Origin of the sequence: Vibrio sp. STUT-A16 (assembly GCF_026000495.1) — a bacterium.
Taxonomy (GTDB): Bacteria; Pseudomonadota; Gammaproteobacteria; order Enterobacterales; family Vibrionaceae; genus Vibrio; species Vibrio diabolicus.
This window is the reverse complement of the sequence record NZ_AP026766.1, coordinates 430,509-456,750: the sequence shown is the minus strand read 5'-3', so window position 1 is coordinate 456,750 and position 26,242 is coordinate 430,509. Positions and strand designations below refer to the sequence as shown.

Annotated in this window: 23 protein-coding genes; 12 read left to right on the top strand and 11 right to left on the bottom strand. The window is 44.2% G+C overall.

Annotated features, from left to right (window positions below; genetic code table 11):
* The first annotated feature begins 796 nt into the window (after positions 1-796).
* The 4 genes from OO778_RS18565 to phaC all read left to right on the top strand — a co-directional run bounded on the left by OO778_RS18565 (position 797) and on the right by phaC (position 5,006).
* Complete coding sequence (locus tag OO778_RS18565; protein WP_005398281.1) at positions 797-1,537, top strand: SDR family oxidoreductase; 741 nt, start codon at positions 797-799, stop codon at positions 1,535-1,537.
* 12 nt (positions 1,538-1,549) lie between these two features.
* Positions 1,550-2,758, top strand: coding sequence for an acetyl-CoA C-acetyltransferase (locus tag OO778_RS18560; protein WP_048625156.1), 1,209 nt, complete (start codon positions 1,550-1,552; stop codon positions 2,756-2,758).
* A 44-nt stretch (positions 2,759-2,802) separates the two neighbouring features.
* On the top strand, positions 2,803-3,150 hold the full coding sequence (locus tag OO778_RS18555) for a phasin family protein (RefSeq protein ID WP_005398278.1): 348 nt from the start codon (positions 2,803-2,805) through the stop codon (positions 3,148-3,150).
* Between the two features lie 80 nt (positions 3,151-3,230).
* Positions 3,231-5,006 carry a class I poly(R)-hydroxyalkanoic acid synthase gene (gene phaC, locus OO778_RS18550; protein WP_006741150.1) on the top strand — a complete coding sequence of 592 codons (1,776 nt, stop codon included), beginning with the start codon at positions 3,231-3,233 and terminating at the stop codon, positions 5,004-5,006.
* A 204-nt stretch (positions 5,007-5,210) separates the two neighbouring features.
* On the opposite strand, the gene OO778_RS18545 is transcribed toward phaC, so the two are convergent.
* The 6 genes from OO778_RS18545 to napF form a co-directional block, all read right to left on the bottom strand.
* Positions 5,211-5,345, bottom strand: coding sequence for a TIGR02808 family protein (locus tag OO778_RS18545; protein WP_005373546.1), 135 nt, complete (start codon positions 5,343-5,345; stop codon positions 5,211-5,213).
* An 11-nt stretch (positions 5,346-5,356) separates the two neighbouring features.
* The gene (locus OO778_RS18540; protein WP_005398274.1) at positions 5,357-5,935 is read right to left on the bottom strand and encodes a NapC/NirT family cytochrome c; all 579 of its coding nucleotides are present in this window, start codon (positions 5,933-5,935) and stop codon (positions 5,357-5,359) included.
* Positions 5,936-5,963: 28 nt separating this feature from the next.
* Positions 5,964-6,419, bottom strand: coding sequence for a nitrate reductase cytochrome c-type subunit (locus OO778_RS18535; protein ID WP_031780699.1), 456 nt, complete (start codon positions 6,417-6,419; stop codon positions 5,964-5,966).
* A gap of 78 nt (positions 6,420-6,497) precedes the next feature.
* Positions 6,498-8,987 (bottom strand): periplasmic nitrate reductase subunit alpha, encoded by a 2,490-nt coding sequence (gene napA / locus OO778_RS18530; RefSeq protein ID WP_006741149.1) that lies wholly within the window; start codon positions 8,985-8,987, stop codon positions 6,498-6,500.
* Positions 8,984-9,292 (bottom strand): chaperone NapD, encoded by a 309-nt coding sequence (locus tag OO778_RS18525; RefSeq protein ID WP_005398456.1) that lies wholly within the window; start codon positions 9,290-9,292, stop codon positions 8,984-8,986. The genes napA and OO778_RS18525 overlap by 4 nt, the downstream gene beginning before the upstream one ends.
* Positions 9,293-9,333: 41 nt before the next feature.
* Positions 9,334-9,819 (bottom strand): ferredoxin-type protein NapF, encoded by a 486-nt coding sequence (napF, locus tag OO778_RS18520; protein WP_258662407.1) that lies wholly within the window; start codon positions 9,817-9,819, stop codon positions 9,334-9,336.
* Positions 9,820-10,066: 247 nt separating this feature from the next.
* Here napF and narQ point away from each other — a divergent pair, with 247 nt between their 5' ends.
* Positions 10,067-11,803, top strand: a complete 1,737-nt coding sequence (gene narQ / locus OO778_RS18515; RefSeq protein WP_258634976.1) for a nitrate/nitrite two-component system sensor histidine kinase NarQ — start codon at positions 10,067-10,069, stop codon at positions 11,801-11,803.
* Positions 11,790-12,422, top strand: a complete 633-nt coding sequence (locus tag OO778_RS18510) for a response regulator (protein ID WP_242657415.1) — start codon at positions 11,790-11,792, stop codon at positions 12,420-12,422. Before narQ ends, OO778_RS18510 begins: the two co-directional genes overlap by 14 nt.
* An 89-nt stretch (positions 12,423-12,511) precedes the next feature.
* On the opposite strand, the gene OO778_RS18505 is transcribed toward OO778_RS18510, so the two are convergent.
* Complete coding sequence (locus OO778_RS18505; RefSeq protein ID WP_005373524.1) at positions 12,512-12,685, bottom strand: hypothetical protein; 174 nt, start codon at positions 12,683-12,685, stop codon at positions 12,512-12,514.
* A gap of 261 nt (positions 12,686-12,946) precedes the next feature.
* On the opposite strand from OO778_RS18505, the gene OO778_RS18500 reads away from it, so the two are divergent.
* Positions 12,947-13,810 carry a DUF6279 family lipoprotein gene (locus tag OO778_RS18500; protein WP_074190490.1) on the top strand — a complete coding sequence of 288 codons (864 nt, stop codon included), beginning with the start codon at positions 12,947-12,949 and terminating at the stop codon, positions 13,808-13,810.
* A 170-nt stretch (positions 13,811-13,980) separates the two neighbouring features.
* Positions 13,981-15,210 carry a peptidase T gene (pepT, locus tag OO778_RS18495; protein WP_047008127.1) on the top strand — a complete coding sequence of 410 codons (1,230 nt, stop codon included), beginning with the start codon at positions 13,981-13,983 and terminating at the stop codon, positions 15,208-15,210.
* Between the two features lie 87 nt (positions 15,211-15,297).
* Here pepT and OO778_RS18490 read toward each other — a convergent pair whose 3' ends face one another.
* Positions 15,298-15,762 (bottom strand): cytidine/deoxycytidylate deaminase family protein, encoded by a 465-nt coding sequence (locus OO778_RS18490; RefSeq protein ID WP_005373515.1) that lies wholly within the window; start codon positions 15,760-15,762, stop codon positions 15,298-15,300.
* Between the two features lie 417 nt (positions 15,763-16,179).
* Here OO778_RS18490 and vmeY point away from each other — a divergent pair, with 417 nt between their 5' ends.
* Positions 16,180-17,307, top strand: a complete 1,128-nt coding sequence (vmeY, locus tag OO778_RS18485) for a multidrug efflux RND transporter periplasmic adaptor subunit VmeY (RefSeq protein WP_005396140.1) — start codon at positions 16,180-16,182, stop codon at positions 17,305-17,307.
* Positions 17,308-17,315: 8 nt separating this feature from the next.
* A complete protein-coding gene (gene vmeZ / locus OO778_RS18480; protein ID WP_046875892.1) occupies positions 17,316-20,468 on the top strand; it encodes a multidrug efflux RND transporter permease subunit VmeZ in 3,153 nt (1,050 codons plus the stop codon).
* A gap of 91 nt (positions 20,469-20,559) precedes the next feature.
* Here the strand turns inward: vmeZ and OO778_RS18475 are convergent, their stop codons facing one another.
* Positions 20,560-22,329 carry a methyl-accepting chemotaxis protein gene (locus OO778_RS18475; RefSeq protein ID WP_074190491.1) on the bottom strand — a complete coding sequence of 590 codons (1,770 nt, stop codon included), beginning with the start codon at positions 22,327-22,329 and terminating at the stop codon, positions 20,560-20,562.
* A gap of 101 nt (positions 22,330-22,430) precedes the next feature.
* Positions 22,431-22,844 (bottom strand): alternative ribosome rescue aminoacyl-tRNA hydrolase ArfB, encoded by a 414-nt coding sequence (arfB, locus tag OO778_RS18470; protein WP_005396137.1) that lies wholly within the window; start codon positions 22,842-22,844, stop codon positions 22,431-22,433.
* A gap of 76 nt (positions 22,845-22,920) precedes the next feature.
* On the opposite strand from arfB, the gene OO778_RS18465 reads away from it, so the two are divergent.
* Positions 22,921-23,523, top strand: coding sequence for a beta-phosphoglucomutase family hydrolase (locus OO778_RS18465; protein WP_074190492.1), 603 nt, complete (start codon positions 22,921-22,923; stop codon positions 23,521-23,523).
* An 87-nt stretch (positions 23,524-23,610) separates the two neighbouring features.
* On the opposite strand, the gene OO778_RS18460 is transcribed toward OO778_RS18465, so the two are convergent.
* Positions 23,611-24,603, bottom strand: a complete 993-nt coding sequence (locus tag OO778_RS18460; protein WP_005396135.1) for an OmpA family protein — start codon at positions 24,601-24,603, stop codon at positions 23,611-23,613.
* Between the two features lie 461 nt (positions 24,604-25,064).
* On the opposite strand from OO778_RS18460, the gene aroG reads away from it, so the two are divergent.
* On the top strand, positions 25,065-26,117 hold the full coding sequence (gene aroG, locus OO778_RS18455) for a 3-deoxy-7-phosphoheptulonate synthase AroG (RefSeq protein ID WP_005396134.1): 1,053 nt from the start codon (positions 25,065-25,067) through the stop codon (positions 26,115-26,117).
* Positions 26,118-26,242: the final 125 nt, after the last annotated feature.

Here is a 26,242-nt window from a genome sequence, read left to right as displayed (position 1 = left end):
GAGCATGTCACTGACACGATTTCTGCATCTTGACGTCATTTGGGTATAACATCAATTTACTGGGTTAAAGAATCTAGATGATTGCTTTAGGAGATGGCACCATCGAATATTGCACCGTACCGGTACTTCAATAGATAAAAAGTGATTCGATACGTTAAATGCTAGTTAATTGATGTTATTTGGATATTTAAAATAAAACTGAAATTATTTTTTAATTGCTGCGTCATAATAGTGCGAACTGCACCAAAATGAGACGTTTTCTTCTATTGTTTACATTCTAAATATACCACTTTTCATAAGCGAAACTATAAATATAAAATTAAGTTTATACTGTCTTAAATATCATTTAAGTTAGTAATTAAATGATATTACTGACAATTGCTTATATTGATATTTGAATTATTATTCTAATCGTATTTATAGAGAACAACTCTGAGCATGAGAGTGGTATCTTAAATCATGAGATGATGTAACGTCCACTGTTCGGTATGTAACCTATTGATAAATAATGCTTAAATTTATGTTCTGATAAGCTTGTGTTTAACTTAAATTTATTTAAAACAATGACTTATAAAGAGTTAACCATTTTATAACATTTCATGTTTAATGAGATCTAAATCAATCTTATGCAAATGGATTAGTTTTTTATTTGAAATGTAATATTTCTGGTTTAACTTAAAATAAAAGGCATCACAGGATTGATAGCCAAAAGAATAAATAAACACGTCAGTTGGTGATTTATTTCATCAGTGTATTTAGTTTGCTTTTTTAAATGCCGTTAAGAATGGAGTCTTCGATGAAGAAAGTCGCTTTGATCACCGGATCAAAAGGCGGAATTGGTTCTGCTATTTCCTCTCAATTAGTGAATGATGGTTACCGTGTAATCGCTACGTATTTTACAGGCAACTATGAATGTGCGTTGGAGTGGTTCAACAGTAAAGGGTTTACCAAAGATCAGGTTCGCCTTTTTGAGTTGGACGTAACAAACACTGCAGAGTGTGCAGCAAAGTTAGCGCAATTGCTTGAGGAAGAAGGGACCATTGATGTCGTTATCAACAACGCAGGTATCACACGTGATGGCGTGTTTAAAAAGATGACTGCGCAAGCTTGGAATGACGTCATTAATACCAACCTCAATAGTCTATTCAACGTTACGCAACCTCTGTTCGCTGCGATGTGCGAAAAAGGCGGTGGTCGTGTCATTAACATCTCCTCAGTCAATGGCCTAAAAGGGCAGTTTGGTCAAGCAAACTACTCGGCGGCGAAAGCTGGGATGATAGGTTTCTCTAAAGCCTTGGCGTATGAAGGTGCTCGTTCGGGTGTGACAGTAAATGTTATTGCGCCAGGTTACACTGGTACACCAATGGTTGAGCAAATGAAGCCAGAAGTATTGGAGTCCATCACGAATCAAATCCCAATGAAACGCCTTGCTACACCAGAAGAAATTGCAGCATCAGTGAGCTTCTTGGTCAGCGATGCAGGAGCCTATATCACCGGTGAGACTTTGTCGGTGAACGGCGGCCTATACATGCACTAAGGAGATAAGATGATGGAAAAAGTGTTTATCGTAGCAGCGAAGCGCACTCCAATTGGCGCCTTTGGTGGCAGTCTGAAAAATACCTCTGCTGGCAATTTGGCAGCAGTAGCGATTAAAGGCGCGTTAGAAGCGGCAAAGTTGACTGGTGATAAGATTGATGAGGTGATTGTTGGCAACGTTGTCGGCGCAGGTCAAGGCATGGGAGTCGGTCGTCAGGCGGCATTGTTCGCTGGGATTCCGGACGCGGTTCCTGCGTATGGTGTAAACATGGTTTGCGGCAGTGGCATGAAAACCGTCATGGATGCGGTTTCACATATCCGTAGTGGTGATACAGAGATTGTTGTTGCAGCAGGTGTTGAGGTCATGTCTCAGATTCCGTTTGCCGCGCCAAGTAGTATTCGTGATGGCAACAAAATGGGCAACCTAGAGCTGAAAGACCTGCTCGTAGCGGACGGTTTAACCGACGTTTATAACCAATATCACATGGGTGTGACGGCAGAAAACGTTGCAAAAGAAATCGGCCTAACCCGTCAACAGCAAGACGAGTATGCGCTGTCTAGCCAACAGAAAGCGGTGGCGGCAATCGAAGCGGGTAAATTCAAAGACGAAATTGTGCCCGTAGAAGTAAAGCAACGCCGTGAAACGGTGCTATTCGATACCGACGAATACCCAAAGGCTAATGCGACTATGGAAGCGTTAAGCAAGTTGCGCCCTGCTTTTGACCGTGAAGGCACTGTGACTGCGGGGAATGCATCAGGTATTAACGATGGTGCGAGTGCAATTATCGTCGCGTCTGAGAGTGCAGTTAAAGCGCATGGACTCACGCCTATTGCTGAGATCGTAAGCTATGCGCAATCGGGGCTTGATCCGAAAATCATGGGTCTAGGTCCAGTGGAGTCAGTCAATAAAGCATTAGCAAAAGCAGAATTAACGGTAAACGACATTGACGTTTACGAGTTAAACGAAGCATTTGCCGCGCAAGCACTTGGCGTGATTCATCAGTTGGCGGAAACCAACCAAGTTCCCGTTAACGCGATTCAAGATAAAGCGAACTTTAATGGTGGTGCTATCGCGCTAGGTCACCCACTTGGTGCATCGGGCAACCGAATCTTAGTGACGCTTGTTCACGAGCTTCATAAGCAAAATGGTCAATATGGTGTCGCATCACTTTGTGTGGGCGGCGGCATGGGGACGGCTGTGGTTATAAAAGCAGTTAAGTAATTATTTAAACGGACATTTTTAATTCTTTCTCTAGGAGATAAACCATGTACACAGATTTCTTCAAAACCTTTAGCGATCAAACTGAAAAAAATCTAGAACCTTACTTGAAGTTCAACAAGCTAGTGACAAAAAACGTAGAAGTGTTGACTGAGCTTCAACTGAACGCAATTCGTACTTACAGCGAAGTGGGTCTGAACCAAATGAAAGCGGCATCAGAAATCAAAGACGTAACGTCATTGACTGCTTTCAACAGCCAGCAACTAAGCGTTCTTACTAAGCTTTCTCAACAAATGATGGACGACAGCAACAAGCTTCAAGCTATTGCAAAGGAGTTCAAAGAAGACGTTGAGAAAATGACTTCGGAAAATCTAAAGACTGTTACTCCAGCGTAATTTGTCCGATTCTCGCCGCCTTAGGGTCTCTAGACCCTAATTTGGGCGGCGTTGTTTTTTCCGAATATAGGAGTAAGACTATGTTTCAGCACTTCTTTTCGGACTATCTTGTACAGCTTCAACAAACCAATCAACAGTGGTGGCATGATTTCGAAGTGAACAAGGCAGTCGTGAACTCTCCTTTAAATAAGGCCATGCAAGAAGTGAACTTGGAAGACACTGCCAAACTCTTCGAACAAGCTGTAAATCAGCCTGCTGCGATCTTAAAACTGCAAGCAGAATGGTGGGAACAGCAGCTACAAATTTGGCAGAATGTCGCGTTGGCGGGTAACCAAAAACAGATCATTGAAGCAGAAAAAGGGGACAAGCGTTTTTCTAATGAAGCGTGGCAAAATGAGGTGATGTATAGCTTCATTAAGCAATCCTACCTGTTATTCAGCAAGACTTATTTAGATACAATTGAGTCACTCGAAGGTTTGGATGAAAAATCTAAAGAGCGAATACTTTTCTTTTCTCGTCAAGCCATCAATGCACTTTCCCCTTCGAATTTCATCGCGACGAATCCAGAACTCTTGAAACTGACACTTGAGCAAAACGGTCAAAACCTGCTGGCTGGCTTAGAGCAGTTAAAAGAAGACGTTGAGTCCAGTGCGGACATTTTGAAAATTCGTATGACGAACAATAATGCGTTCCGTGTGGGTGATGACGTTGCGACCACTCCGGGCGATGTGGTTTTTCAAAACGAATTGTTTGAGTTGATTCAATATCGACCTCTAACAGAGAAAGTGAACGCGACGCCACTGCTCATCGTTCCTCCTTTCATTAATAAATACTACATCCTTGACTTAACAGCGAAGAACTCAATGGTTCGATGGTTGCTAGAGCAGGGACATAGCGTATTTATGATGTCTTGGCGCAACCCAGGCAAGGCACAAGCGCATGTAGAGTTTGGTGACTATGTGACAGAAGGCGTCGTCAAAGCCGTCGCCGCAATTGAAGATATAACGGGCCAAGAGCAAATCAACGCGGCTGGTTACTGTATCGGTGGTACGGTTCTGGCGAGCACGGTTGCGTACTATGCGGCAAAACGTATGAAGAAGCGTATTAAATCAGCGACTTTCTTCACCACATTGCTCGACTTTTCTCAGCCAGGCGAAGTTGGCGCGTACATCAATGACACCATTGTGAGTGCAATTGAGGCGCAAAACAACGCAAAAGGGTATATGGACGGTCGTTCATTAAGCGTCACATTCAGCTTACTGCGTGAAAACAGCTTGTACTGGAACTACTATGTCGACAACTACTTGAAGGGCAACAGCCCAGTCGATTTTGACTTGTTGTACTGGAACAGTGACAGCACCAACGTGAGTGCTGCCTCTCATAACTTTTTGCTTCGTGAACTCTATTTAGAGAACAAGCTGGTGCAAGACAAAGGAGTCAAAATTGGTGGGGTATGGATTGATCTAAATAAGATCAAAATTCCTAGCTATTTTGTATCAACGAAAGAAGACCATATAGCGTTATGGCAGGGAACTTATCGTGGTGCCCTGAACACTGGTGGCAACAAAACGTTTGTTCTCGGTGAGTCGGGTCATATTGCGGGTATCGTGAACCCTCCAGCGAAAAATAAGTATGGTTATTGGTTGAACGATACTTTGGATGATTCGGCTGACGAGTGGTTGAATAATGCCGAGCACAAAGAGGGATCGTGGTGGACACATTGGAATGAATGGCTACTTCAATTCAATCCAAAAGAGCAAGTCGAACCATTCCCTATTGGCTCGGAAGACCACCCAGCAATCGATGAAGCTCCAGGGCAATACGTCAAGCAGGTTCTGCCAGTAAAAGAATCTTAAACAACTCCCTATAGCAGTAAATTTTAGCGACCTTTATGGTCGCTTTTTTTGGTCGTTACTGACTACCTTATTACACCGATTGAATATGCGTATCGGTTGAGGAAACTCTGGGGTCGAAAGTGACGGTGAATAAAAAAGCGCCGAGTAGATACTCAGCGCTTAGTGTCAACAAATAGGCAAGTTGACGGGTAGAAGTGCGTTACGTTACACCTCTTTATCCTTACCAAATGACAGCAGCCAGAGAGAGATTGCTGCTACTGCCACAAAGCCGGAAAGAATAATCACAGGCATGGCGCTATAGCCAAGGATATGCCAAATTACAGATTCTAAAGTACTCATGGGAAGTCTCCTTAGTGCCAGCCTTCAACGCCGCTCATGTCCGGTAGTTTGTGCGCGATGCCTTTGTGACAATCTACGCAGGTTTTCTCTCCAGAAGCTAGCGCAGTAGAGTGCTGCTCCGCTGCTCGTGAGCCTTGTTGAGAGTAATCCATGTAATCAAACTCGTGACAGTTACGACACTCAAGAGAGTCATTCTTTTTCATTCGCGCCCACTCTCGCTCAGCAAGGTGTCCTCGACGCTCTTGGAACTTCTCTGGTGTATCGATAGTACGCAGAACATAGTGAGCGAATAGCTCTTTGGATGCTTGTACTTTACGAACGATCTTATCTGTCCATTCATGAGGAACGTGACAGTCTGAGCAGATGGCACGAACACCAGAACGGTTAGAGTAGTGAATTGTTTCTTGAATTTCAGCAACGATTGGTGCGTGACAGCCAGAACAGAACTCTTCTGTGTTGGTTGCCTCCATACCTGTGTTGAATGCGCCCCAAAATAAAAGACCTCCAGCAAAACCTAAGAACAAAACCACACCAGCGGCAGCTTTACTTGGGTTCTTCAGTCTTTTCCAAAACGCTTTAAGTATTTTCATAAATAACCTCTTCGTACTCGCGTTTCAATTACTGAAGCGAATCAACTGCCTCGAACTTGTTTTCAACTAGTGGCTTAGCATTAGTTTGTGGCACGTGGCATTGCAAACAGAAGTAACGACGAGGAGACATATCCGCCAATACAGCATCTTCTCGGTTTACATAGTGCGTTACGCTAATTTTAGTCGCGCCTGACTCTTTTGCATTTTTCCAGCTGTGGCACGCAAGACACTTGTTAGCATTTAACGATACTTCGTAGTGACGGATGCTGTGTGGGATCAACGGTGGTTGATAAACAAAGCTATCTTCAACAATCTGGTCTTTTGGGAAGTCTTTGAACTCATCTGCTGGGCGTGTGTCTTCCAATTGAGACATTCCACGTAGAGACTCTAGACCGCCAATACCACCTGGATTATCTAACTCAGCTTGCGCAATGCCTGTCACTAAAGCACCTACAGATAAAAGTGCGACAAGTAATTTTTTCATCATTTCATCTCCGCCTTTATGGCTTAAATTCTTTATTAGGCCGCCATAGTGACGGCCGTAGCATTCGGTATCTGAAGGTTAAGCAATCTTAGTGATTTTGACTGGACACTTCTTAAAGTCTGTCTGTTTAGACAGTGGGTCAGTCGCATCTAGGATGAGCTTGTTAATCAAAATACGTGCATCAAAGAACGGTACGAATACCAAACCTTTTGGCGGACGGTTACGACCGCGAGTTTCAACACGAACGCGTACTTCGCCGCGTTTGTTTGCCATGAGTACTTCTTCACCACGACGAACGTTACGCGCTTTTGCGTCTTCAGGGTGCATGTAACACACTGCGTCTGGTACTGCTTTGTATAGCTCAGGTACACGACGAGTCATGGTGCCTGTGTGCCAATGTTCAAGAACACGACCAGTACATAGCCACATATCAAACTCATCGTTTGGCACTTCTGGTGGCGCTTCATATGGTGCAGAGATAATCTTCGCTTTGCCGTCAGCATTGCCGTAGAAATCCCAACCAGAACCTTCTTTTGCGTATGGATCAGAACCTTCTTTAAAGCGCCATTGTGTTTCCTTACCATCAACAACTGGCCAACGTAGACCACGCACTTCATGGTAACGGTCGTATGGTGCTAAATCATGCCCGTGACCACGGCCAAACGTTGCATATTCCTCAAACAGACCTTTTTGAACATAGAAACCGAAGTGGTGGGCATCGTCATTCAGTTCGCGAGCTTCTTCGATAGGGAACTTGTCGACATTACCATTGCGGTATAGTACGTCGTACATGGTTTTACCACGGTACTGAGGCGCTTTCGCTAGTAGCTCTTCAGGCCACACCTCTTCCATTTTGAAGCGTTTCGAGAACTCCATTAGCTGCCATAGGTCAGATTTTGCCTGACCGACCGTGCCCACTTGTTGGTACCAAGCTTGAGTACGACGCTCTGCGTTACCGTAAGCACCTTCTTTCTCAATCCACATTGCTGTTGGAAGAATAAGGTCTGCTGCTTGCGCTGTTGCCGTCGGGTATGGGTCAGACACAACGATGAAGTTTTCTGGGTTGCGGTAACCTGGAAGACGTTCTGTGTTGATGTTTGGACCTGCTTGCATGTTGTTGTTACATTGAACCCAGTAACAGTTCAGAACGCCGTCATTCAGCATACGGTCTTGCAATACGGCGTGGAAGCCAGGTTTTGGTGGAATCGTACCTTCTGGCAGTTTCCAGATGTCTTCTGCAATCTTACGGTGTTTAGGGTTAGCAACCACCATGTCCGCAGGTAGGCGGTGAGCAAACGTACCAACCTCACGAGCGGTACCACATGCTGATGGTTGACCCGTTAGTGAGAATGGGCTGTTACCCGGAGTCGAGATCTTACCGGTTAGTAGGTGGATGTTGTAAACCAAGTTATTCATCCACACGCCACGAGTATGTTGGTTCATACCCATTGTCCAAAGTGACATTACTTTCGTATTTGGATTGGCGTATTGCTTCGCAAGCTCGATAAGCTTCTCTTTTTCAACACCAGAGATTTCAGAGGCTTTCTCAGCGGTGTAAGGTGCAACAGACTTTTTGTACTCTTCGAAAGAGATAGACGTTAGTTTGCCTGAGTTAGGATTCTTCGCTGCTTTTTGTAGCGGATCATCGTCACGTAGGCCGTAACCGATGTCGGTATCTGCTTGAGTGAAGTTAGTGTGCTTGTTCACGAAGTCCCAGTTTACCGCATCGTTTTCGATGATGTAGTTCGCGATGAAGTTAGCAATCGCTAGGTCAGACTGTGGATTAAAAATGTAGCCGTGATCTGCCAACTCAAATGAACGGTGGTAGTAAGTAGAAAGCACGTTCACTTTAACGTGAGGGTGACTTAGGCGACGGTCAGTAATACGAGTCCATAGAACAGGGTGCATCTCTGCCATGTTCGAGCCCCATAGAACGAATGCGTCTGCGTTCTCAAAGTCATCGTAACAACCCATCGGCTCATCGATACCGAATGCGCGCATAAAGCCAACTACAGCAGAAGCCATACAGTGACGAGCGTTTGGATCAATGTTATTTGAACGGAAGCCCGCTTTCATTAGCTTTGACGCAGCGTAGCCTTCCATTACGGTCCATTGGCCTGAGCCAAACATACCTACGCTTGTTGGACCTTTTTTCTCGAGGGAAGCTTTCCATTTCTCAGCCATGATGTCGAAAGCGTCATCCCAAGAGATAGGTGTAAATTCACCGTCTTTGTGGAATTTGCCATCTTTCATTCTCAGCATCGGCTGAGTCAGGCGGTCTTGACCGTACATGATCTTAGAAAGGAAATAGCCTTTAATACAGTTTAGGCCTTTGTTTACTGGTGCTTCTGGGTCACCCTGTGTTGCTACCACTTTGCCATTTTGAGTACCAACAAGAACAGAACAGCCTGTACCACAGAAACGACAAGGTGCTTTGTCCCATGTGATTTTGGTTTGATCAGAGCTTGCAATCAGGTTGGCTGCAGATGCTGGTAGTGTCACACCTGCGACAGCAGCAGCTGATGCAGCCGCGTTTGCTTTCACAAACGCACGTCTTGTCATTTTCATACTTCACCCTCGATTTGGGAATGTTGTGTTCCAGTGTCTTCTTCATCCGTTTCTTCAAGCCCAGTTTCGATTTGGTGATAAACCAATACCGTGCTCAAGACATTCGGTAAATTGTTAATGGCATCGATAGTGTCTGTGATAAAACCTTGGTTCTCGGTTTCAAGCACGACGATAATCTTGCCTTCTGGACTGTCACCATAGATTTCCGCATTTTCATGTGCTTCGATCTGTTGTTTGATTTCGTCCAGATGTTCTGGCAGTACGTGTACTACCAAACTTGAAATATGCACTTCATTTAGTGACATATAGCTCTCTCATTTATTGCCTTTGGCCGACGACATACGGCTTAGGCTGTTATATTGCTCACATTGATGGATGAAGTCGGGCATACTGAAACACAGGCGCCGCAGCCGTTACACTCATCAAGGTCTAAATTGGGTTGTGCTACTTTCCCCAGCTCTAATTTGAACTGAATTGCCATCGGGTCGCACATATCCCCACAGCTTCGGCATTCGACATTTTGTTTTGCTAAGCAGCTATCATTGATGCTTGCTTTCGCTTGCCAAGGTTGCTCTGTTTTTGGCAAGAAAAGGGGCTCAGGACAGGCGTCTGCACACTGATAACAAAATGTGCATTCATTAATAGAAAAATCGACCGAAGGGAATCCGCCATCACTTTTAGTTATAATCTTTGTTTCGCAGGCCTCAATGCATTTACCGCAGCGAGTGCAATCGTCCGTAAACTGTTCTGGCTTGGTTAACCAAGGCAAACGTACGGCGTTGTCGGGGTGCGCTTTTCTTGCAAAGAGTCTTCTTCTGGAAAGGTCTACCACTTAGTCACCTCGAAACTTGGAACCCAAACTAAGCATAGTCCACAATTTTCATTAATAAACTGTCATTTAAACTAACGAAATTGTAGTTTTTGACATATTTGTATAAATACCTCTTAGGAGGTAAATGGGATGCAATATTGTTTTGGATCAATAAATTCCGTCGCAGGTGATCACATATTGATAAAGTTGAAAGGTAATGGGTTCATTGCACGTACAAATAGGGTTGTTAATGGGCGAGGAACTCAGATTGTTTAAAAATGTGAAAAAGTCAGTGACGCGCACGATTGCGTCCGCGATGCTTCTTATTTTGCTGCTTTCAGTTGCTACGACTGGTTTTGCAATTTTTACGTTAGCGTCAAGCTTGAATGATGCAGAAGCCGTCAATGTTGCTGGCTCAATGCGAATGCAAAGTTATCGTTTGGCACATGATATTCAGATTAAATCTGTTGATTACTCTTCACATATTGACGCCTTTGAACATTCGATATATTCACCTTCCATGAAAGCACTCCAGCACTGGTCAGTGCCAGAAGACATTACTCATGATTACTACCGTCTTATTATGAGATGGCATGAGCTCAAGTCGGTGTTGAGAGGAGATAATCCGGCGGAGTACCAACTCCTAGTGGCTGGTTTTGTAAATCAGATCGATGAGTTTGTATTTAAGCTGCAAAGCTTTTCGGAACAAAAGCTGATTAACTTAGCTTGGATTGGTGGGTTAGGGCTAGGCGGCATTCTTTGTGTCAGTATGTTTGTTGTTCATTTTGTGCGCCTCGAAGTTGTACGGCCTTTGCGTGCTTTAGTTTTTGCTAGCGAGCAAATTAAGAATCGCTCATTTAATATATCGCTTGATGTATCCAGCGATAATGAAATGGGGATCCTGACTCGAACCTTTAATCGGATGGCGACGGACCTTGGTAAGTTATACCGAGGGCTAGAACAAGCGGTTGATGAAAAAACGCGTAAATTACAGCATGCGAATCAGTCTTTAGAAGTATTGTATGACTCGTCGAAAGAGTTAACGGCTTCGCGTATTAATCAGGATAACTTCCAAGCCATATTGCAACATATTGCAAGTCTTGAAGGCATTAAAGCGGTCAAACTTGAAATAGAGCAATTGGGAGAACCGAGCTGGATATTGATGGAAGGGGAAGAGTGCTGCCACGACTGTGATGAAGATTGCCACAGTAAGGCTCTAACGTTAGACGGTGAGCACTTAGGCTATTTGTATTGGAAGGCCGGGTTACCTTGTCCGAATGAGGCACTGATTGACAACTTTGTGCAGATTTTATCGCGTGCCGTGTATTACAATCGAGCCCAACGCCAAGCAGAACAAATCCTACTGATGGAAGAGCGAGCCACCATTGCTCGGGAACTGCATGATTCATTAGCTCAAGCACTCTCTTATTTAAAAATTCAGGTCGCTTTATTAAAGAGAAGCGTAAAGAATTTGCCTGATGAAAAAGCGATAGCTCAGGCGAATCAAGTCATTGCCGAGTTGGATACGGGCTTATCTGCTGCCTATACCCAACTACGCGAATTACTGACGACGTTTCGTCTTACGATTAAAGAGGGCAGTTTTGGCCAAGCATTGCAAGATATGGTCGAAACGCTCAACGAACAAACCGTCGCTGACATTACGTTAAAAAATAGACTTTCTTCAACTGAACTGGATGCACACCAGCAGGTTCATTTACTACAGTTGATAAGAGAAGCGGCAATTAATGCCATCAAGCATGCGCAAGCAGATAATATTCACATTCAATGTCTTGATAATGATGGAAAAGTCACAGTAACCGTTACCGATGATGGAATAGGCTTTGAACATCAAGACGAAAAATTAAATCATTACGGTATGAGTATCATGCAAGAGCGAGCCGCTAGGCTGCATGCCGATCTTCACATTGAAGCATCGATCAACAAAGGCTGTACCGTAAAACTAGAATTCCAACATAGTAAGGAAGTAAACAGTGACAGTGTGTAAAGTAATGCTGGTGGATGATCATCCACTCATGCGACGAGGTATTCACCAACTTTTAAGCTTTGAGCCTGAGTTTGAAGTCGTTGCAGAAGCAAGTAATGGCGCAGATGCGGTAGCGAAAGCGCATGAGCTGGAACTGGATCTTGTACTTCTTGATCTCAATATGAAAGGCATGTCAGGCCTCGATACCTTACAAGCGCTACGTGCTGATGGTTGTGAAGCTCGAATTGTTATCTTAACCGTATCGGATAGTCCTGCTGACATAGAAGCAATAGTTCGAAGTGGCGCAGATGGCTATTTATTGAAAGACACTGAGCCTGATGAGCTGGTTGAGTTGCTAAATCAAGCGCATCAAGGCGACAAAGCTTACAGCCAGGAAGTTTCTAAGTATTTGAGTGAGCGTTCAGGACAAGAGGACGTTTTTGATACGCTGACGGATCGCGAAACGCAGATCTTAAGAGAGGTGGCAAGAGGTTTCCGCAACAAGCAGATTGCCGATCGTCTTTTTATTTCTGAATCAACGGTTAAAGTGCATATGAAGAGTTTACTTAAAAAGCTTCAAGTTCCTTCTCGCACTGCGGCAACCGTTCTTTATCTTGAGCGTTTTGGAGACATCAAATAATACAGTTGAAGGTTGATTAAAAATCACTAATATAATCAACCATTTAGCGTAATTTTAATAATAAAAAAACCGCCTTTAAGGCGGTTTTTTTATTTGTCTGGGCGAATAGAGTACAAGTCACTGTTGTGCTTACCGCACTCTAAATAATACTGATAAGCCACTTTTTTGCTTTCAGCAATGACTCTCATGCAGTGCATTTTCCCCTGTTCAAAATATCGAATCTCATATTCTACACTGGTATCAAGTTGCTCAGCGGCTGCCATACTTCGCCTCCATAAACCATCCAAAAAACATCCATGCAAATTATATGCCGTTATAGGGAGCGTCGTTCGGTGTGTTTTTTAGCCGATAATTGCGCTCTAACTCACTTTTTTGCGGATAGTTGTGATCAAAAAGTTAATTTCAAACTCTATATATTATTAAGGTGGCAATCAATATTTGTCACACTGGTGTAAGTTTGCCGCAATATTAAGTGATACAAGTTGAGTATAGAACTTAATCAATAGAAAAGGGAATACGAATAAGTGACTAAATTACAGGGTGTATCTAATAAGGTGCTTGGTTATGGCCTTCTATTTTGTTTCGTATTTCTTCTTGCCGGATGTACGAAGAAGTTTCTATACAACAATATCGATTGGTTCGTTATCGATTACATAGAGGATTATGTTTCTCTGCAAGGTGAACAAGAAGTCTTGGTCGAAGAACGCTTATTATTGTTAGCAGAATGGCATAAGAAAGAAGAGTTACCGTTATATATCGATCATTTAAAAGAGCTTGAGAGATTAAAAGCGAGCGATATCACCCTAAATTATTTGCAGGAAAATCGAGATAGAATGCGAGCGCATTACGATAGAGTGGTAAGCAAAGCGGCACCAGACCTTTTTGCTTTGAGTTTACAGTTAACGACAGATCAAGAACGGGAATTTCTGAGTAATGTACAAGAGCATTATCAAGAGCGAAACGCAAAATATGCGGATAAAACGGAAGATGAAATACGTGAAATTATTCTAGATAACACAGAAGAATGGATGGAAGAGTGGTTGGGAAGCCTATCAGAAAGTCAGCGCCAATTAGCTCAAACGTTTTCTCAGCAAGTCACTCTTAACAGTCCTTTATGGAAAGGTTATCGAGCAACGATATATCAAGAGCTCGAATATCTGTTCGACAACAAGTCCAATGCTGTCACTTATCAGGATATATTTATGCGCCTGTTGTTCGAGCCAGAGAGCTATTACAGTGAGCAGCTTTCTAAAAATATTGATTCTAACTTTGTGCTGGTCGATCAACTGACATTAGATATTTCTCAATCTATGACCGATAAACAATGGCGTCATTTTCGCGGTAAGGTAAAAGAGTGGCGAGTACTAGCTGAGGAATTATTAGATTAGATTCATGCTTCAATTGACGAGGGGATGTGCCGTAGCCTTTCTTATGAAAAAATGATTCAAAGCAAATTCTTATTGAGCTAAGAGCGTAACATAGCTTGAGGTTTGATGAGGTAAGGTCAGCTTATTGATGGTTGATAAAGCCTCATCGTATAAAAACAATGAGAATAAATATGAAACATTTAGTTGAAAGATTTCTTCGCTACGTCACGTTCGATACCCAATCAAATCCACATGTTACGCTTTGCCCAAGCTCGCCTGGTCAGCTTGTGTTTGCTGAGTTGCTTAAGAAAGAGATGATTGAACTTGGCTTAAGTGATGTGACATTAGATAAAAATGGCTACTTGATGGCTAGACTGCCAGCTAACGTTGATTATGAGGTGCCGCCTATAGGCTTTATTGCCCATATGGATACCGCGCCTGACGCCTCAGGAAAAAACGTAAAACCGCAATTTATTGAAGATTACCAAGGCGGCGATATTGCGCTAGGGTTGGGGGATGAAGTGCTATCTCCGGTGCAATATCCAGATTTACATCATCTACATGGCCACAATCTTATCACTACCGATGGCACTACATTACTTGGCGCGGATAACAAAGCTGGTATTGCTGAGATTCTCTCTGCAGTCGCGCTGTTACTAGAAAATCCAGACATTCCACACGGCGACATTTGTATCGGCTTTACACCAGATGAAGAGATTGGCCGGGGCGCAGATTTATTTGATGTTGAAAAGTTTGGCGCGAAATGGGCATACACTATTGATGGTGGCCCGCAAGGTGAACTGGAATACGAAAATTTTAATGCGGCAAACGCAGATGTGATTTTTCATGGTGTCAGCGTTCATCCTGGTACTGCAAAAGGTAAAATGGTTAATGCGATGAACTTGGCTGCGAAATTTCAGGTTCAAATGCCTCAAGATCAAACTCCCGAAACAACCGAAGGCTACGAAGGGTTCTTCCATTTAAAGTCGGCAGAAATGGGCGTGGCGCGAAGCGAACTTGGTTACATTATCCGAGACTTTGATCGTCAGGGCCTTGAAGAGCGAAAAGCCTTTATGCAGAAACTCGTTGATGACATGAACGCGGGCTTACGCCATGGTTCTGTAGAACTGAAAATAACAGACAGCTATTACAATATGAGAGAAATGGTTGAGCCTTACCCGCATATCATTGAGTTAGCGAAGCAAGCGATGGAAGCGTGTGATGTTGAACCGATTATAAAACCTATTCGTGGTGGTACAGATGGCGCACGTTTATCTTTTATGGGGTTGCCGTGCCCGAATATCTTCACTGGTGGTTTTAACTTCCATGGGATTCATGAGTTTATTTCGGTTGAAATGATGGAGAAGTCAGTGCTTGTCATCGTCAAAATTGCTGAACTCACCGCGAAAAAACACGGTTAACAGACCAGGTCGAGCGGTTCTTCTCGATTGAATGGGGAAAAATAGCCCAGAGTCATCTGGGCTATTTTTAAATTCAAAAACGAAACATTAACGTACGTCTTTGTCTTCAATTTCAATGTCTTCTAGTGGTAGCCAGTCGACTTTCACACCCGCTTGATCGAACATGTCTTGGCTGACTTGGATTTTATCTCCCCAGCGAGATAAAAAGTCTTCAGACTGCTCAGGGCAGTGTACGTGTGAGATCCCTGTTTGAATGATCTTTGCCGCGCAGTTAGGACATGGAAAATGAGTCACCCAAATATCACATCCGTCTAAATCACGTTTTGAGAACAAAATTGCGTTCTCTTCCGCGTGTAGTGTTTTAAGGTATTTCAACTCGCGTTCATCGGTATCGACACTGTCAGAAACACCGTGCGGGTAGCCATTAAATCCAACAGATACAATGCGATTCTGTTTAGTGATAACTGCACCGACTTGTGTTGATGGGTCCTTACTCCATGACGCCACTAGTTCTGCCATCTGGTAAAAGCGTTTTGCCCATTTAGAAATCATAGTCATCCTCTCTGTCGAAGGCGTTGAATTAATTGAATGATAACCCATTTATATTAAAAAAATAGTCAAAATCGGGGTCTTGAGTATGAAGGCGTCATTTTTTGTCTTTTTAACCATAAAACGTTCTTATCTTGAGCACCGAATCTCACTTTCCGTCTTTATACGATATCTCACTTAGTGTTTCCTGGCGCCTCTAAATGCACGATGCCTGAGAGTGTATATCAAATAGTTATGATTGAGATGCTTGTGTATTGTTCGTTAAATATCACTGTTAACTAAATTACTTTATTTTCTTTTTGTTTCTCATGTTTACATTTAGAAACATTTTGGGGGCTTTTGAGTGAAGTTTTCAGTTGCAGCAAGGAGTAAGGTTGATGGGAATTCAACAATATCCTGTTCTATAAAGACGGTAAATACATGCAAAAGAAACCACTTGTCGCACTAATGGCGGCTACAGCAATCCTCGCTGGATGCGGGGAAGCTAATAATGCCCAAAGGGAAGGCCAGGCGCCTCTCGTAGTGACTCAGGATGTCACGGTTATCGACTACCAACCGAGCAAGTCTTATATCGGTCGCATTGAAGCAGTAGAAGATACCAATATTACCGCGCAGATTTCTGGCTATTTAAAAGCTCGTCACTTTGAAGAGGGGCAAATGGTAGAAAAAGGGCAGCTTCTTTATTCTATCGAGCCATCTTCTTTTGAAGCACAAGTCGCGAGCGCTAAAGCGGCACTTGCACAAGCAAAAGCCGCGCTAAAAAAAGCGGAACTAGACCACACCCGAGGTAAAAACTTGTTGCCTCGCGGTAGTATCTCTCAATCTGAGTTTGACGCCTTAACTGCGGCACTTCTTGGTGCGAAAGCAGAGCTAGAAGCAGCAAATGCTCAGCTTAAGCTTGCTGAAGTTAACCTTTCTTATACTCAAATCCGAGCTCCGTTCAGCGGTCGCATTAGCGATACCAAAGTGAGTACCGGTGATCTTGTTTCCCCTTCATCTGGCGTGCTGACGACATTGGTGAGCTTAGACCCAGTTCATACTTCATTTAGTGTGAGTGAGCGCGAGCGCTTAGCCATGGGGATGGATCAGGTCAAAGGCGACGGCTCAGCAGAATCAAACAGAGTTGAAGTTCAGCTTGAGCTGGAAAATGGTCAGTTTTTTGAGCATCTCGGTAAGCTCGATTTCTTAGGTAATCGTATTGATACCAAAACTGGTACGATTGCAATGCGTGCGCTAGTGCCAAACCCAGAGCAGAAGTTACTTCCGGGTCAGCACATCAAAGTGAACTTGAGAGATAAGAACACAAAAGACGTTATTGTTATCCCACGACGTGCCGTACAGACTGACTTAGAAGGTGACTTTGTGATGGTGATGGCTGAGGGAAGTGTGGCAGAGCGTCGTAATGTCGAGCTTGGACCTCAGGTTGAACAAGGCATTATCATTCGAGAAGGCCTCGAACAGGAAGATACGGTTATTACACAGGGCCTACAGCGTGTGCGTAATGGTGTAGAAGTGCGCATTCAAACACCTGCTGAAGATAAGCAGTAGGGGGCACTATGTTAAGTCGTTTCTTTATTCAGAGACCTAAATTCGCGCTGGTTATTTCGATCATATTAACGCTAGCAGGCGCTATCTCACTGGCGATTTTGCCAGTGGCGGAGTACCCACAGATAAGTCCGCCATCAGTCAGCGTTTCGGCATACTACACCGGTGCGAGTGCGGAAGTTGTCGAGCAGGCCATTGCGGACCCCATAGAGACGTCGGTCAATGGCGTTGAGGACATGATCTACATGTCTTCAAAGAGCGCGAACGATGGCTCATACAGCCTAAACGTCACGTTCGATGTCGGGACCGATCCAGATATGGCGCAAGTAAACGTGCAAAACCGTGTGTCACAGATCGAGTCAAAACTGCCTCAAGAAGTGCGCATGGTTGGTGTGACGGTGAAAAAGCGTTCACCTGACTTGCTGATGGTACTTAACTTCTATTCACCTGATGGCAAATACGATGATCAGTTCTTGATTAACTACATTAACTTGAATGTAAAAGATCAGCTGGCTCGTGCGAAAGGTATCAGTGAAGTTAACGTGATTGGTGGTGGCGAATACGCAATGCGTGTTTGGTTAGATCCGGAAAAAATGGCCAATCTTAAGCTAACCACGTCAGACGTATACGCCGCTTTGGCTGAACAAAACGTTCAAGTTGCGGCAGGACGTGTTGGTGCAGCACCATACAACAATCCGCAAGAAGTTCAGTTTAACCTTGTGACCAAAGGTCGCTTGGAAAGCGTGAGCGAGTTTGAGAACGTTGTCCTTCGAGCTAATCCAAATGGTTCCACGGTTTATCTGAAAGATGTCGCTCGTGTCGAACTAGGTAAAAAGTTCTACGATGGTAACGGTAAATTCCGTGGTCAGGACGCGTCAATTGTTGCATTGTCTCTTCAATCGGATGCGAACGCGTTAGAAAGTGGTCAGGCCGTCATGGAGCTGCTTGAGGACTTGAGTAAAAACTTCCCTGAGGGCATGGCGTATGAGACCAGCTACGATACAACCGTGTTCGTATCTGAATCGATCAAAGGGGTAGTCAAAACACTGATTGAAGCGATTCTATTGGTGATTGCTGTAACTTACTTGTTTTTAGGTAGTGCGCGTGCAACTTTGATTCCTGTTGTTGCGATCCCCGTTTCTCTGATTGGTACGTTTGCCATCATGCAGGCGACGGGCTTCACCATCAATACGGTCACTTTGTTTGGCTTGATCCTCGCAATTGGTATCGTGGTGGACGATGCGATTCTGGTTATCGAAAACGTCGATACCACCATGGCGAAAGACCCAACCATTTCACCGCGTAAAGCGACGTTGCTAGCGATGAAAGAAGTAACGGGCCCAATCATCACGTCGACCTTGGTTTTACTTGCGGTATTCATACCAGTCGCGATGCTGCCGGGTATCACTGGTATCATGTATCGCCAGTTCGCTTTGACCATCTGTATTTCGGTTGTGATCTCATCCATTAACGCATTGACGCTGTCTCCAGCGCTTTGTTCTTTGGTATTGAAGCAGGGTGGGGGCAACACTGCTAACTGGTTCCAGGCTTTCAACCGAGGCTTAGAGCGTATCACAACGCGTTATGGTCAGGTCGCCGGTTTTTTGGTGAAGAAATCTTTGCTGCTCGTGACGTTCTTTATAGTCGCTATCGCGGCCGTCACTTTCTTTGCGAAAACCACCTCAACAGCGTTTGTTCCTCAAGAAGATAAAGGCATTTTGCTGGTTAACGTTCAGCTACCAGATTCAGCTTCTTTATCTCGTACTGAAGAAGTCACCAATGATTTAATGAACATGATTGGTGAAGAACCTGGTGTGGATGGCGTGACGGTTGCGAACGGTTACTCGTTTATGACAGGCGCAGCAGCATCAAACGGTGCATCTGTGTTTATCAAACTGCATGACTGGGATACTCGTAACTCGTTGCAAGGGGAGCACTCTGCCAATGCCATCGCGGCGCGTATTAACGGTCGTGCTGCAACAGAGTTGCCTCAAGCGGTTGTGTTTGCGATGGGGCCACCAGCGGTTCCTGGTATGGGGGCAGCGTCTGGTTTTGAGTTTGTGCTTGAAGATACGCTAGGGCGAAGCCGTACCGATTTGTCGATGGTCATGGGAGAAATGATCCAAGCGGCCAACCAAGCCCCTGAAATTGCCTACACGTTTAGTACGTTCCGCGCGAATGTTCCGCACTACTACGTTGATATCGACCGTGAGAAAGCACAGCAGTTGGGTATTTCGCTATCGTCTATTTTCCAAACCTTGCAAGGCAACTTAGGTTCGCTTTATGTGAATGACTTCACCATGTTTGGTAAGAACTTCCGCGTAACCATGCAAGCTGATAGCCAGCACCGTAGCAGCATGGAAGATCTAGAGCGTTTCCATGTTCGTTCTTCGAACGGCGATATGGTTCCGCTAAGTACGCTAGTGAGCTACGAGCAAGTGTTTGAGCCTGATGTGGCATGGCGTTACAACATGTACCGCAGTGCTATCATTCAAGGCCAACCAGCTCCGGGCTACTCTAGTGGTGATGCGATTGCCGCAATGGAACGCGTTGCTGCAGAGGTTCTTCCGCAGGGCTACACGTACGAATGGACAGGTATGGCTTACCAGGAAGTACTTGCGGGTAACCAAGCCATTTATGCGTTTGCACTGGCTTTGATCTTCATTTACTTGTTCATGGTGGCACAATATGAGAGCTGGAGTATTCCATTAGCCATCATTTTGGTGGTGCCAGTAGCAACGTTAGGCTCCTTCTTGGCGTTGAATCTGACTGGGACACCGCTTAACTTGTATGCGCAAATTGGTCTTGTCTTGCTCATAGCCTTGGCGGCGAAAAACGCAATTTTGATTGTGGAGTTCGCCAAGCAAGAACGTGAAGAAAAAGATGCTGATATCGATAGTGCAGCGGTTAAAGGAGGCACGTTACGTTTCCGCGCTGTGAATATGACATCTTGGTCGTTTATCCTGGGTATCTTCCCGCTGATCTTCGCCGCAGGTGCAGGGCACGTGAGTCAAAACTCGCTCGGCGTGTCGCTGATTGGTGGTCTATTGTGTGTGCTTCTAGCAGGTACATTCTTGATCCCAGGCTTCTACGCTCTGGTGCAAAGACAGCGTGAGAAAGTTCATGGCGGCAACACCAAGCTGGTTCCTCTTGATGATGAGTAATCACACCCGCTGTGCACAGTAGAGCACGAAGTTAAAGTCGAAAAAAAGCCCGAAGCAATGATTGCCTCGGGCTTTTTATTTGTAGGGAAGGTTATTTTAGCGCGGTTTTAAATTGTGCAACGGCTTCGTCCATATCATGAGCTTGAGCAGAAACAGAGTTCACTTCGTGCAAGCATTCCTGAGCAGATTGCATGTTGTTTTCAGATATCGCGTTAAGCTCGGTGATTGAGCCACTAACTTGGTTCATCACGATACCTTGCTCTTCAATCGCTGAAGCAATGCGCTCCGAATTGCCTTGAATTGCATGCATGTCAGTGATGATCTGTTGCAGGCTAGAATCCAGTTTTTCAGAGGCATTAAGCGTTTGTTGTCCTTGATCGTTACATTGATCAATATCCGCCACGACCGTCGACATTTGAGCTTGAATATCAACAACAACTCGCGTGATTTCCTCGGTAGATTGATGAGTTCGGCTAGCTAGGGCACGTACTTCATCGGCAACAACGGCGAAGCCACGACCTTGCTCGCCTGCTCGCGCGGCTTCAATTGCTGCATTGAGAGCCAGTAAGTTAGTTTGTTCCGCAATTTCTTGGATGATGTTCACCGCACCACCAATTTTATCTACATGCTGGTTCAACGAGCCAATCGACTGCTGACTGTTCGATAAAATACTGGTCAATTGACCAATGTTGGTTACAGTGGTTTCAACAACACTTCGGCCTTGTTCGGCGTTATTCGCGGCTTGATGTACACCCTCTACCGCAACCGACGTGCTTTCCGATATTTCACCTATCGTTGCCACCATTTGCTGAACCGCAGTAGCCATCGATGCAGTGTGGTCAGTTTGAGTATGGAACTGCTCCATAACCCCTTCTAGCTCACGATGCATATTATCGGTACTGGCCGTTAACTGCGCCGATTTTTCTTGGGTGCCACTAATTAACTGCTCAAGCTTATCCAACAGATCATTGAGGTGGTGGCTGATATCAAATAGCTCATCTTTGCCTTTCAAGTCAGAGCGCAGTCCCATGTTGTTTGTTTCGCTAATGCTTCGAATGGTGCCAAGCAAGCTGTTTACTCGTGTATTGATTGAGCGAGAGATCTGCCAAATCAATGCGAAAATAACACCTAAGATCAGGGCAGTAATCACTTGCTTGATGGTCGACATTTGTTCATCACGCTTTGCAGCAGCAGAGCTAAGGGCTGTCGAAAAGGTTTCAAATTGCTCTTCTACAGCATGAGATAATGCGCGAGTTTCACCAAGTAGGCCTTGGTCGTAAGCGACCCCTACAACTTGTTTTTGTGCCGCTACTAGCTTACCTGTTTTGATGAGCTCCGGAGCATATAGCCCAACAAGCAAATCACTATTGAATTGACCTGATTTGACTGCAGAGTCAAAACGAACCAACGCCAGCAATTGCTGGTGGTCGGAGCGTTGCTTGGCTTCTAACAGTGCTTGCTCGTAACCAGAAAGAAGGCCACTCTTTGCATCAAGTCCGTAGCGTTGGTAAGCACTGACCAGATTCTGAAAGCCCTTTTGGTATGCAAGAAGGTCTTGTTTGAATCGTTGACTGGAAGGTAATTCATTGCTCGTGAGTATGCTCGCAAGCTCTTTTTCGGTATTTAGAAACTTATCAACATTCGCATCAAATTTGTTTAAGTATTTGTCATTACTACGCAGTAAGAAATCTTTCTCGTTTCTGCGTAAGTTGAGTAAACGTATTTCTAGATCGCCAACGAGTTTGATGGCGTGGTTAAGTTCATTGCTCTTATTGGCGAAATGGGATGACGTACCCAAAAGGGCCACGATGCCTAAAATGGCGATAACTCCGAGGAAGTAGAGTTTTTGCCTAATAGTCATATTGTTGTTTCCTGAATAAGTAACTAAAAAGAGAAATCCAATGAGATTTCCCAAGGGCTAGCAAACGTTGTTCAACTAACATGTCGAGAAAACGACATGCATTAATACAGCACTTTCTTACGTTGCTGCTTTTTCGCTCCATGCTTGTTCTTGGTATCAAGTCTTCGGCGTTGAGAAGCGCGGGTTGGTTTCGTTTTAATACGCTTCTTCTCCTGTAAGGCGGCAGCTTTAATTAAAGCTTGAAGCCGATTCAGGGCGTCTTCCTTATTTTGTTCTTGCGTGCGAAATTGTTGCGCTTTGATGATGATCACGCCATCTTTAGTTATACGACTGTCAGAAAGAGCAAGTAATCGTTCTTTGTAGAAGTCAGGTAAGCTGGAATGTCGGATATCAAAGCGTAAATGTATAGCGGACGCTACCTTGTTAACGTTCTGGCCACCATTTCCTTGAGCTCTAATTGGGGATAATTGAATTTCCCACTCTTGAATTGTGACGGAGTTCGAAATTTTGAGCATGATAAGTAAATGCCGGTAAGGACGATTGAAAGAGCTGATAAATTAACATCACAGATGTACAAATAGAAGAAAAGACATGAGCACGATTGATTTTAGGCCCTATGAGGGATTCATATTTGATATGGATGGTACTTTAATAGATACCATGCCAGCCCATTTGGCTGCTTGGCAAGCAACCGCAGATCGCTTTGATTTTCCGTTTTGTCAGGAGTGGTTTCACAGTTTAGGGGGCATGCCGAGCTTTAAAATTGTTGAGGAGCTAAACCGTGTGCATGAGCTTTCATTAGATCCTAAAACCGTCGCTACATTTAAAATGGAAACGTTCGCTGCTATGGAGCTACACGGGGACGTTATTCCGTGCACTAATATCGTGTTAGAAGAATATTTAGGCCACAAGAAAATAGCGGTCGGAACTGGCAGTCAACGAGAAAGTGCAATGCGCTTACTGAGCCACTCCGGTTTATTGGATAAGTTGGATGTTGTGGTAACAGCAAGTGATGTAGAGAATCATAAGCCTTTTCCGGATACCTTTTTGGTGGCGGCCGAGCATCTCGGGTTGGAAGCGTCACAATGTCTTGTATTCGAGGATACCGAGCTAGGTAAACAAGCGGCGCATGCAGCGGGTATGGATTGCGTTATGGTGCAAGATAACGAGTTAATCTTTTTTCCAAAACCATAGTAAAAAGAGCGATAAAGCGAGATCAAAATGGGGTGCAAACGCACCCCATTAACTTTTACAACATCATAGATAAAGTATCATAAATGTTTATTCAGGTTGAACTAGTTCTTGGTATTCAAACGAAGGAACCACAACCTCTACGCGACGGTTTTTCTCACGACCTTCACGAGTGCTGTTGTCAGCAACTGGGTTTTCTTCACCCATGCCTTTCACAGTTAAACGATCTGAGTCAATGCCTGCAGCAGTTAGGTAATCCGCAACAGATTGAGCACGACGCTCAGACAGTTTTTGGTTGTAAGTCGCAGGACCAGAGCTATCCGTGTAGCCAGTGATCTCAACTTGAGCTTGAGGGTATTCGTTCAAGAATGATACGAAGTTGTCTAGACGCTCCGAAACAGAGTCTGTTAGCTTAGCACTGTCGAATTCAAACGTACCTGTACCGTACTCTTCTTTGTGCACTTTGCTCATCATCACTGGTTCTGGATCTGGCTCAACCACTTCTTCTGTTACAACTGCCGCAACCACTGGCGCAGCCGCAAATTTGTAGTTAAAACCGATACCGAAGAAGTTAGCGTCCATGTCGTCCCATACGTCATCAGACAGGTCTTGATAGCGTTGATATTCTGCGCGTACGCTCCAGTTTCTGTCGATAGTGTATTCAGCACCTAGCGAGCCAGTTGGAACGAAATCTTTTTCGTCATCAGACATCATGTAAGCACCACCGATCTTAGCGAATAAGTTCCAAGATTCGTTCAAGTGCCAGTTAAATTTAGGTGCGAGAGTTAAAGCCGTTAAATTGCCGTCGATTGTATTAACTGTATTAGCCCCTGACTTAAAGTTAGCTTTGTAATCGCCTAAGAAGTCGACACCATACTCTAGCCCGATGATATCGGTGAAGTCATAACCGATATGTAGTCCAGCACCAAAAGCTTCATCATCACAAGGGCTATTTAGATAGCAAGCATCGTCAAGTGTAGTCATGCCTACTTTGCCCCCGATATACATTTCAGCTTGAGCAGAGTTTAAAAGCGCGCTACTACCAGCTACCACTGCTGCTACTGCAATTGCTACTTTGTTCATAATGTTTCCTTGTATTGATTGCATATTAACTTCTACTTCGTTTTATCAAAAAATTAGAAAAAACCAGCGTTTATAAGAAATTAGTTTAATATTCTAATCATTTCATATCAAGCAACAATATCTTTGAACTTGATCAACATTTACTAACCAATAACACCTCACAAACTTCTGATATTTCTTACATTGTAGTAAAGATTTTTGGGGTCATAAGAAAATTGATGATTATTTTGAACTTTTTTTCGTAAACTTTATTTTACATTGTGCGCGGTAGTTAACGGGTGGTTTTTATTTGCATTTATTTGCAAAAACTGATTGCAAGTCTACGCCTAAGCCGATAAGTTACTTAAACGCTAGACAGAAAATGACCAGAGCCCTTGATGCTGCTCGCTTTGTGAACAATGTTGCAATGAGTTCAGTTGGCAAAAAATTGGGTCGGAAATAAAAACCAGGAAGTAGAAGTAATGTTTCAAACTGATGATGTAAGAATAAATAGAGTAAAAGAGTTATTGCCACCTGTAGCAGTATTAGAGAAGTTCCCAGCGACTGAAACCGCTTCTTCGACCACTTTTGATTGCCGTAATGCCATTCACAATATTCTTGAAGGAAAAGATGACCGATTGCTTGTAATTGTTGGCCCGTGTTCCATTCACGATCCTGCTGCTGCGGTTGAATATGGTAAAAAGCTAAAAGTATTACGTGATGAACTTGGTGAACAACTAGAAGTTGTGATGCGAGTTTATTTTGAGAAACCGCGTACAACGGTAGGATGGAAAGGTCTGATCAACGACCCTTACCTAAATGATACCTACAAGCTGAATGATGGTCTGCGTATTGGACGTAAGCTTCTTCTTGATCTTACCGATATGGGCTTGCCGACCGCGAGTGAGTTCCTAGATATGATTACGCCTCAGTACGTGGCGGATCTGATCAGTTGGGGTGCTATTGGTGCTCGTACGACAGAATCTCAGGTTCACCGTGAGCTTGCTTCTGGTCTTTCTTGTCCTGTTGGGTTTAAAAATGGTACAGACGGGAACATTAAGATCGCGAGCGATGCGATTCGTTCTGCAAGTGCTTCTCACCACTTCTTATCAGTAACAAAATACGGACATTCTGCGATCGTAGAAACCGCTGGCAATCCTGATTGCCATATCATTCTCCGTGGTGGTAAAGAGCCAAACTACAGTGCAGCGCATGTTGCTCAAATTAAAGATGAGTTAGATGGTGCAGGGCTACCGAAAAAAGTGATGATTGATTTTAGCCACGCTAACAGCTCGAAGCAGTTCAAACGTCAAATGTTGGTGTCTGATGACGTATCAGAGCAAATCGCTGGTGGCGAAGAAGCAATTTTTGGTGTGATGATTGAGTCTCATTTAGTTGAAGGTCGCCAAGACCTAGTAGATGGCAAAGCGGCCACTTATGGTCAGTCGATTACCGATGCATGTATCGGTTGGGAAGATACGGAAACCGTACTTCGTCAGCTTTCTGATGCAGTAAAAGCGCGCCGTAACAAATAAGCTCAACAGAAAGAACTTTTTTAAAGAGCCAGAGGCATTGTGCCTCTGGCTCTTTTTATTGAGAATTACTCGCATCTCTTTCTATTGTTTCTGCTTTCCTATATGTTATCTGTATGCGCTGTAAC

Coding starts and splice junctions, on each gene's coding strand:
- OO778_RS18565 (WP_005398281.1), top strand. CDS start 797: ATGAAGAAAGTCGCTTTGATCACCGGATCAAAAGGCGGAATTGGTTCT.
- OO778_RS18560 (WP_048625156.1), top strand. CDS start 1,550: ATGGAAAAAGTGTTTATCGTAGCAGCGAAGCGCACTCCAATTGGCGCC.
- OO778_RS18555 (WP_005398278.1), top strand. CDS start 2,803: ATGTACACAGATTTCTTCAAAACCTTTAGCGATCAAACTGAAAAAAAT.
- phaC (WP_006741150.1), top strand. CDS start 3,231: ATGTTTCAGCACTTCTTTTCGGACTATCTTGTACAGCTTCAACAAACC.
- OO778_RS18545 (WP_005373546.1), bottom strand. CDS start 5,345: ATGAGTACTTTAGAATCTGTAATTTGGCATATCCTTGGCTATAGCGCC.
- OO778_RS18540 (WP_005398274.1), bottom strand. CDS start 5,935: ATGAAAATACTTAAAGCGTTTTGGAAAAGACTGAAGAACCCAAGTAAA.
- OO778_RS18535 (WP_031780699.1), bottom strand. CDS start 6,419: ATGAAAAAATTACTTGTCGCACTTTTATCTGTAGGTGCTTTAGTGACA.
- napA (WP_006741149.1), bottom strand. CDS start 8,987: ATGAAAATGACAAGACGTGCGTTTGTGAAAGCAAACGCGGCTGCATCA.
- OO778_RS18525 (WP_005398456.1), bottom strand. CDS start 9,292: ATGTCACTAAATGAAGTGCATATTTCAAGTTTGGTAGTACACGTACTG.
- OO778_RS18505 (WP_005373524.1), bottom strand. CDS start 12,685: ATGGCAGCCGCTGAGCAACTTGATACCAGTGTAGAATATGAGATTCGA.
- pepT (WP_047008127.1), top strand. CDS start 13,981: ATGAAACATTTAGTTGAAAGATTTCTTCGCTACGTCACGTTCGATACC.
- OO778_RS18490 (WP_005373515.1), bottom strand. CDS start 15,762: ATGATTTCTAAATGGGCAAAACGCTTTTACCAGATGGCAGAACTAGTG.
- vmeY (WP_005396140.1), top strand. CDS start 16,180: ATGCAAAAGAAACCACTTGTCGCACTAATGGCGGCTACAGCAATCCTC.
- vmeZ (WP_046875892.1), top strand. CDS start 17,316: ATGTTAAGTCGTTTCTTTATTCAGAGACCTAAATTCGCGCTGGTTATT.
- OO778_RS18475 (WP_074190491.1), bottom strand. CDS start 22,329: ATGACTATTAGGCAAAAACTCTACTTCCTCGGAGTTATCGCCATTTTA.
- arfB (WP_005396137.1), bottom strand. CDS start 22,844: ATGCTCAAAATTTCGAACTCCGTCACAATTCAAGAGTGGGAAATTCAA.
- OO778_RS18465 (WP_074190492.1), top strand. CDS start 22,921: ATGAGCACGATTGATTTTAGGCCCTATGAGGGATTCATATTTGATATG.
- OO778_RS18460 (WP_005396135.1), bottom strand. CDS start 24,603: ATGAACAAAGTAGCAATTGCAGTAGCAGCAGTGGTAGCTGGTAGTAGC.
- aroG (WP_005396134.1), top strand. CDS start 25,065: ATGTTTCAAACTGATGATGTAAGAATAAATAGAGTAAAAGAGTTATTG.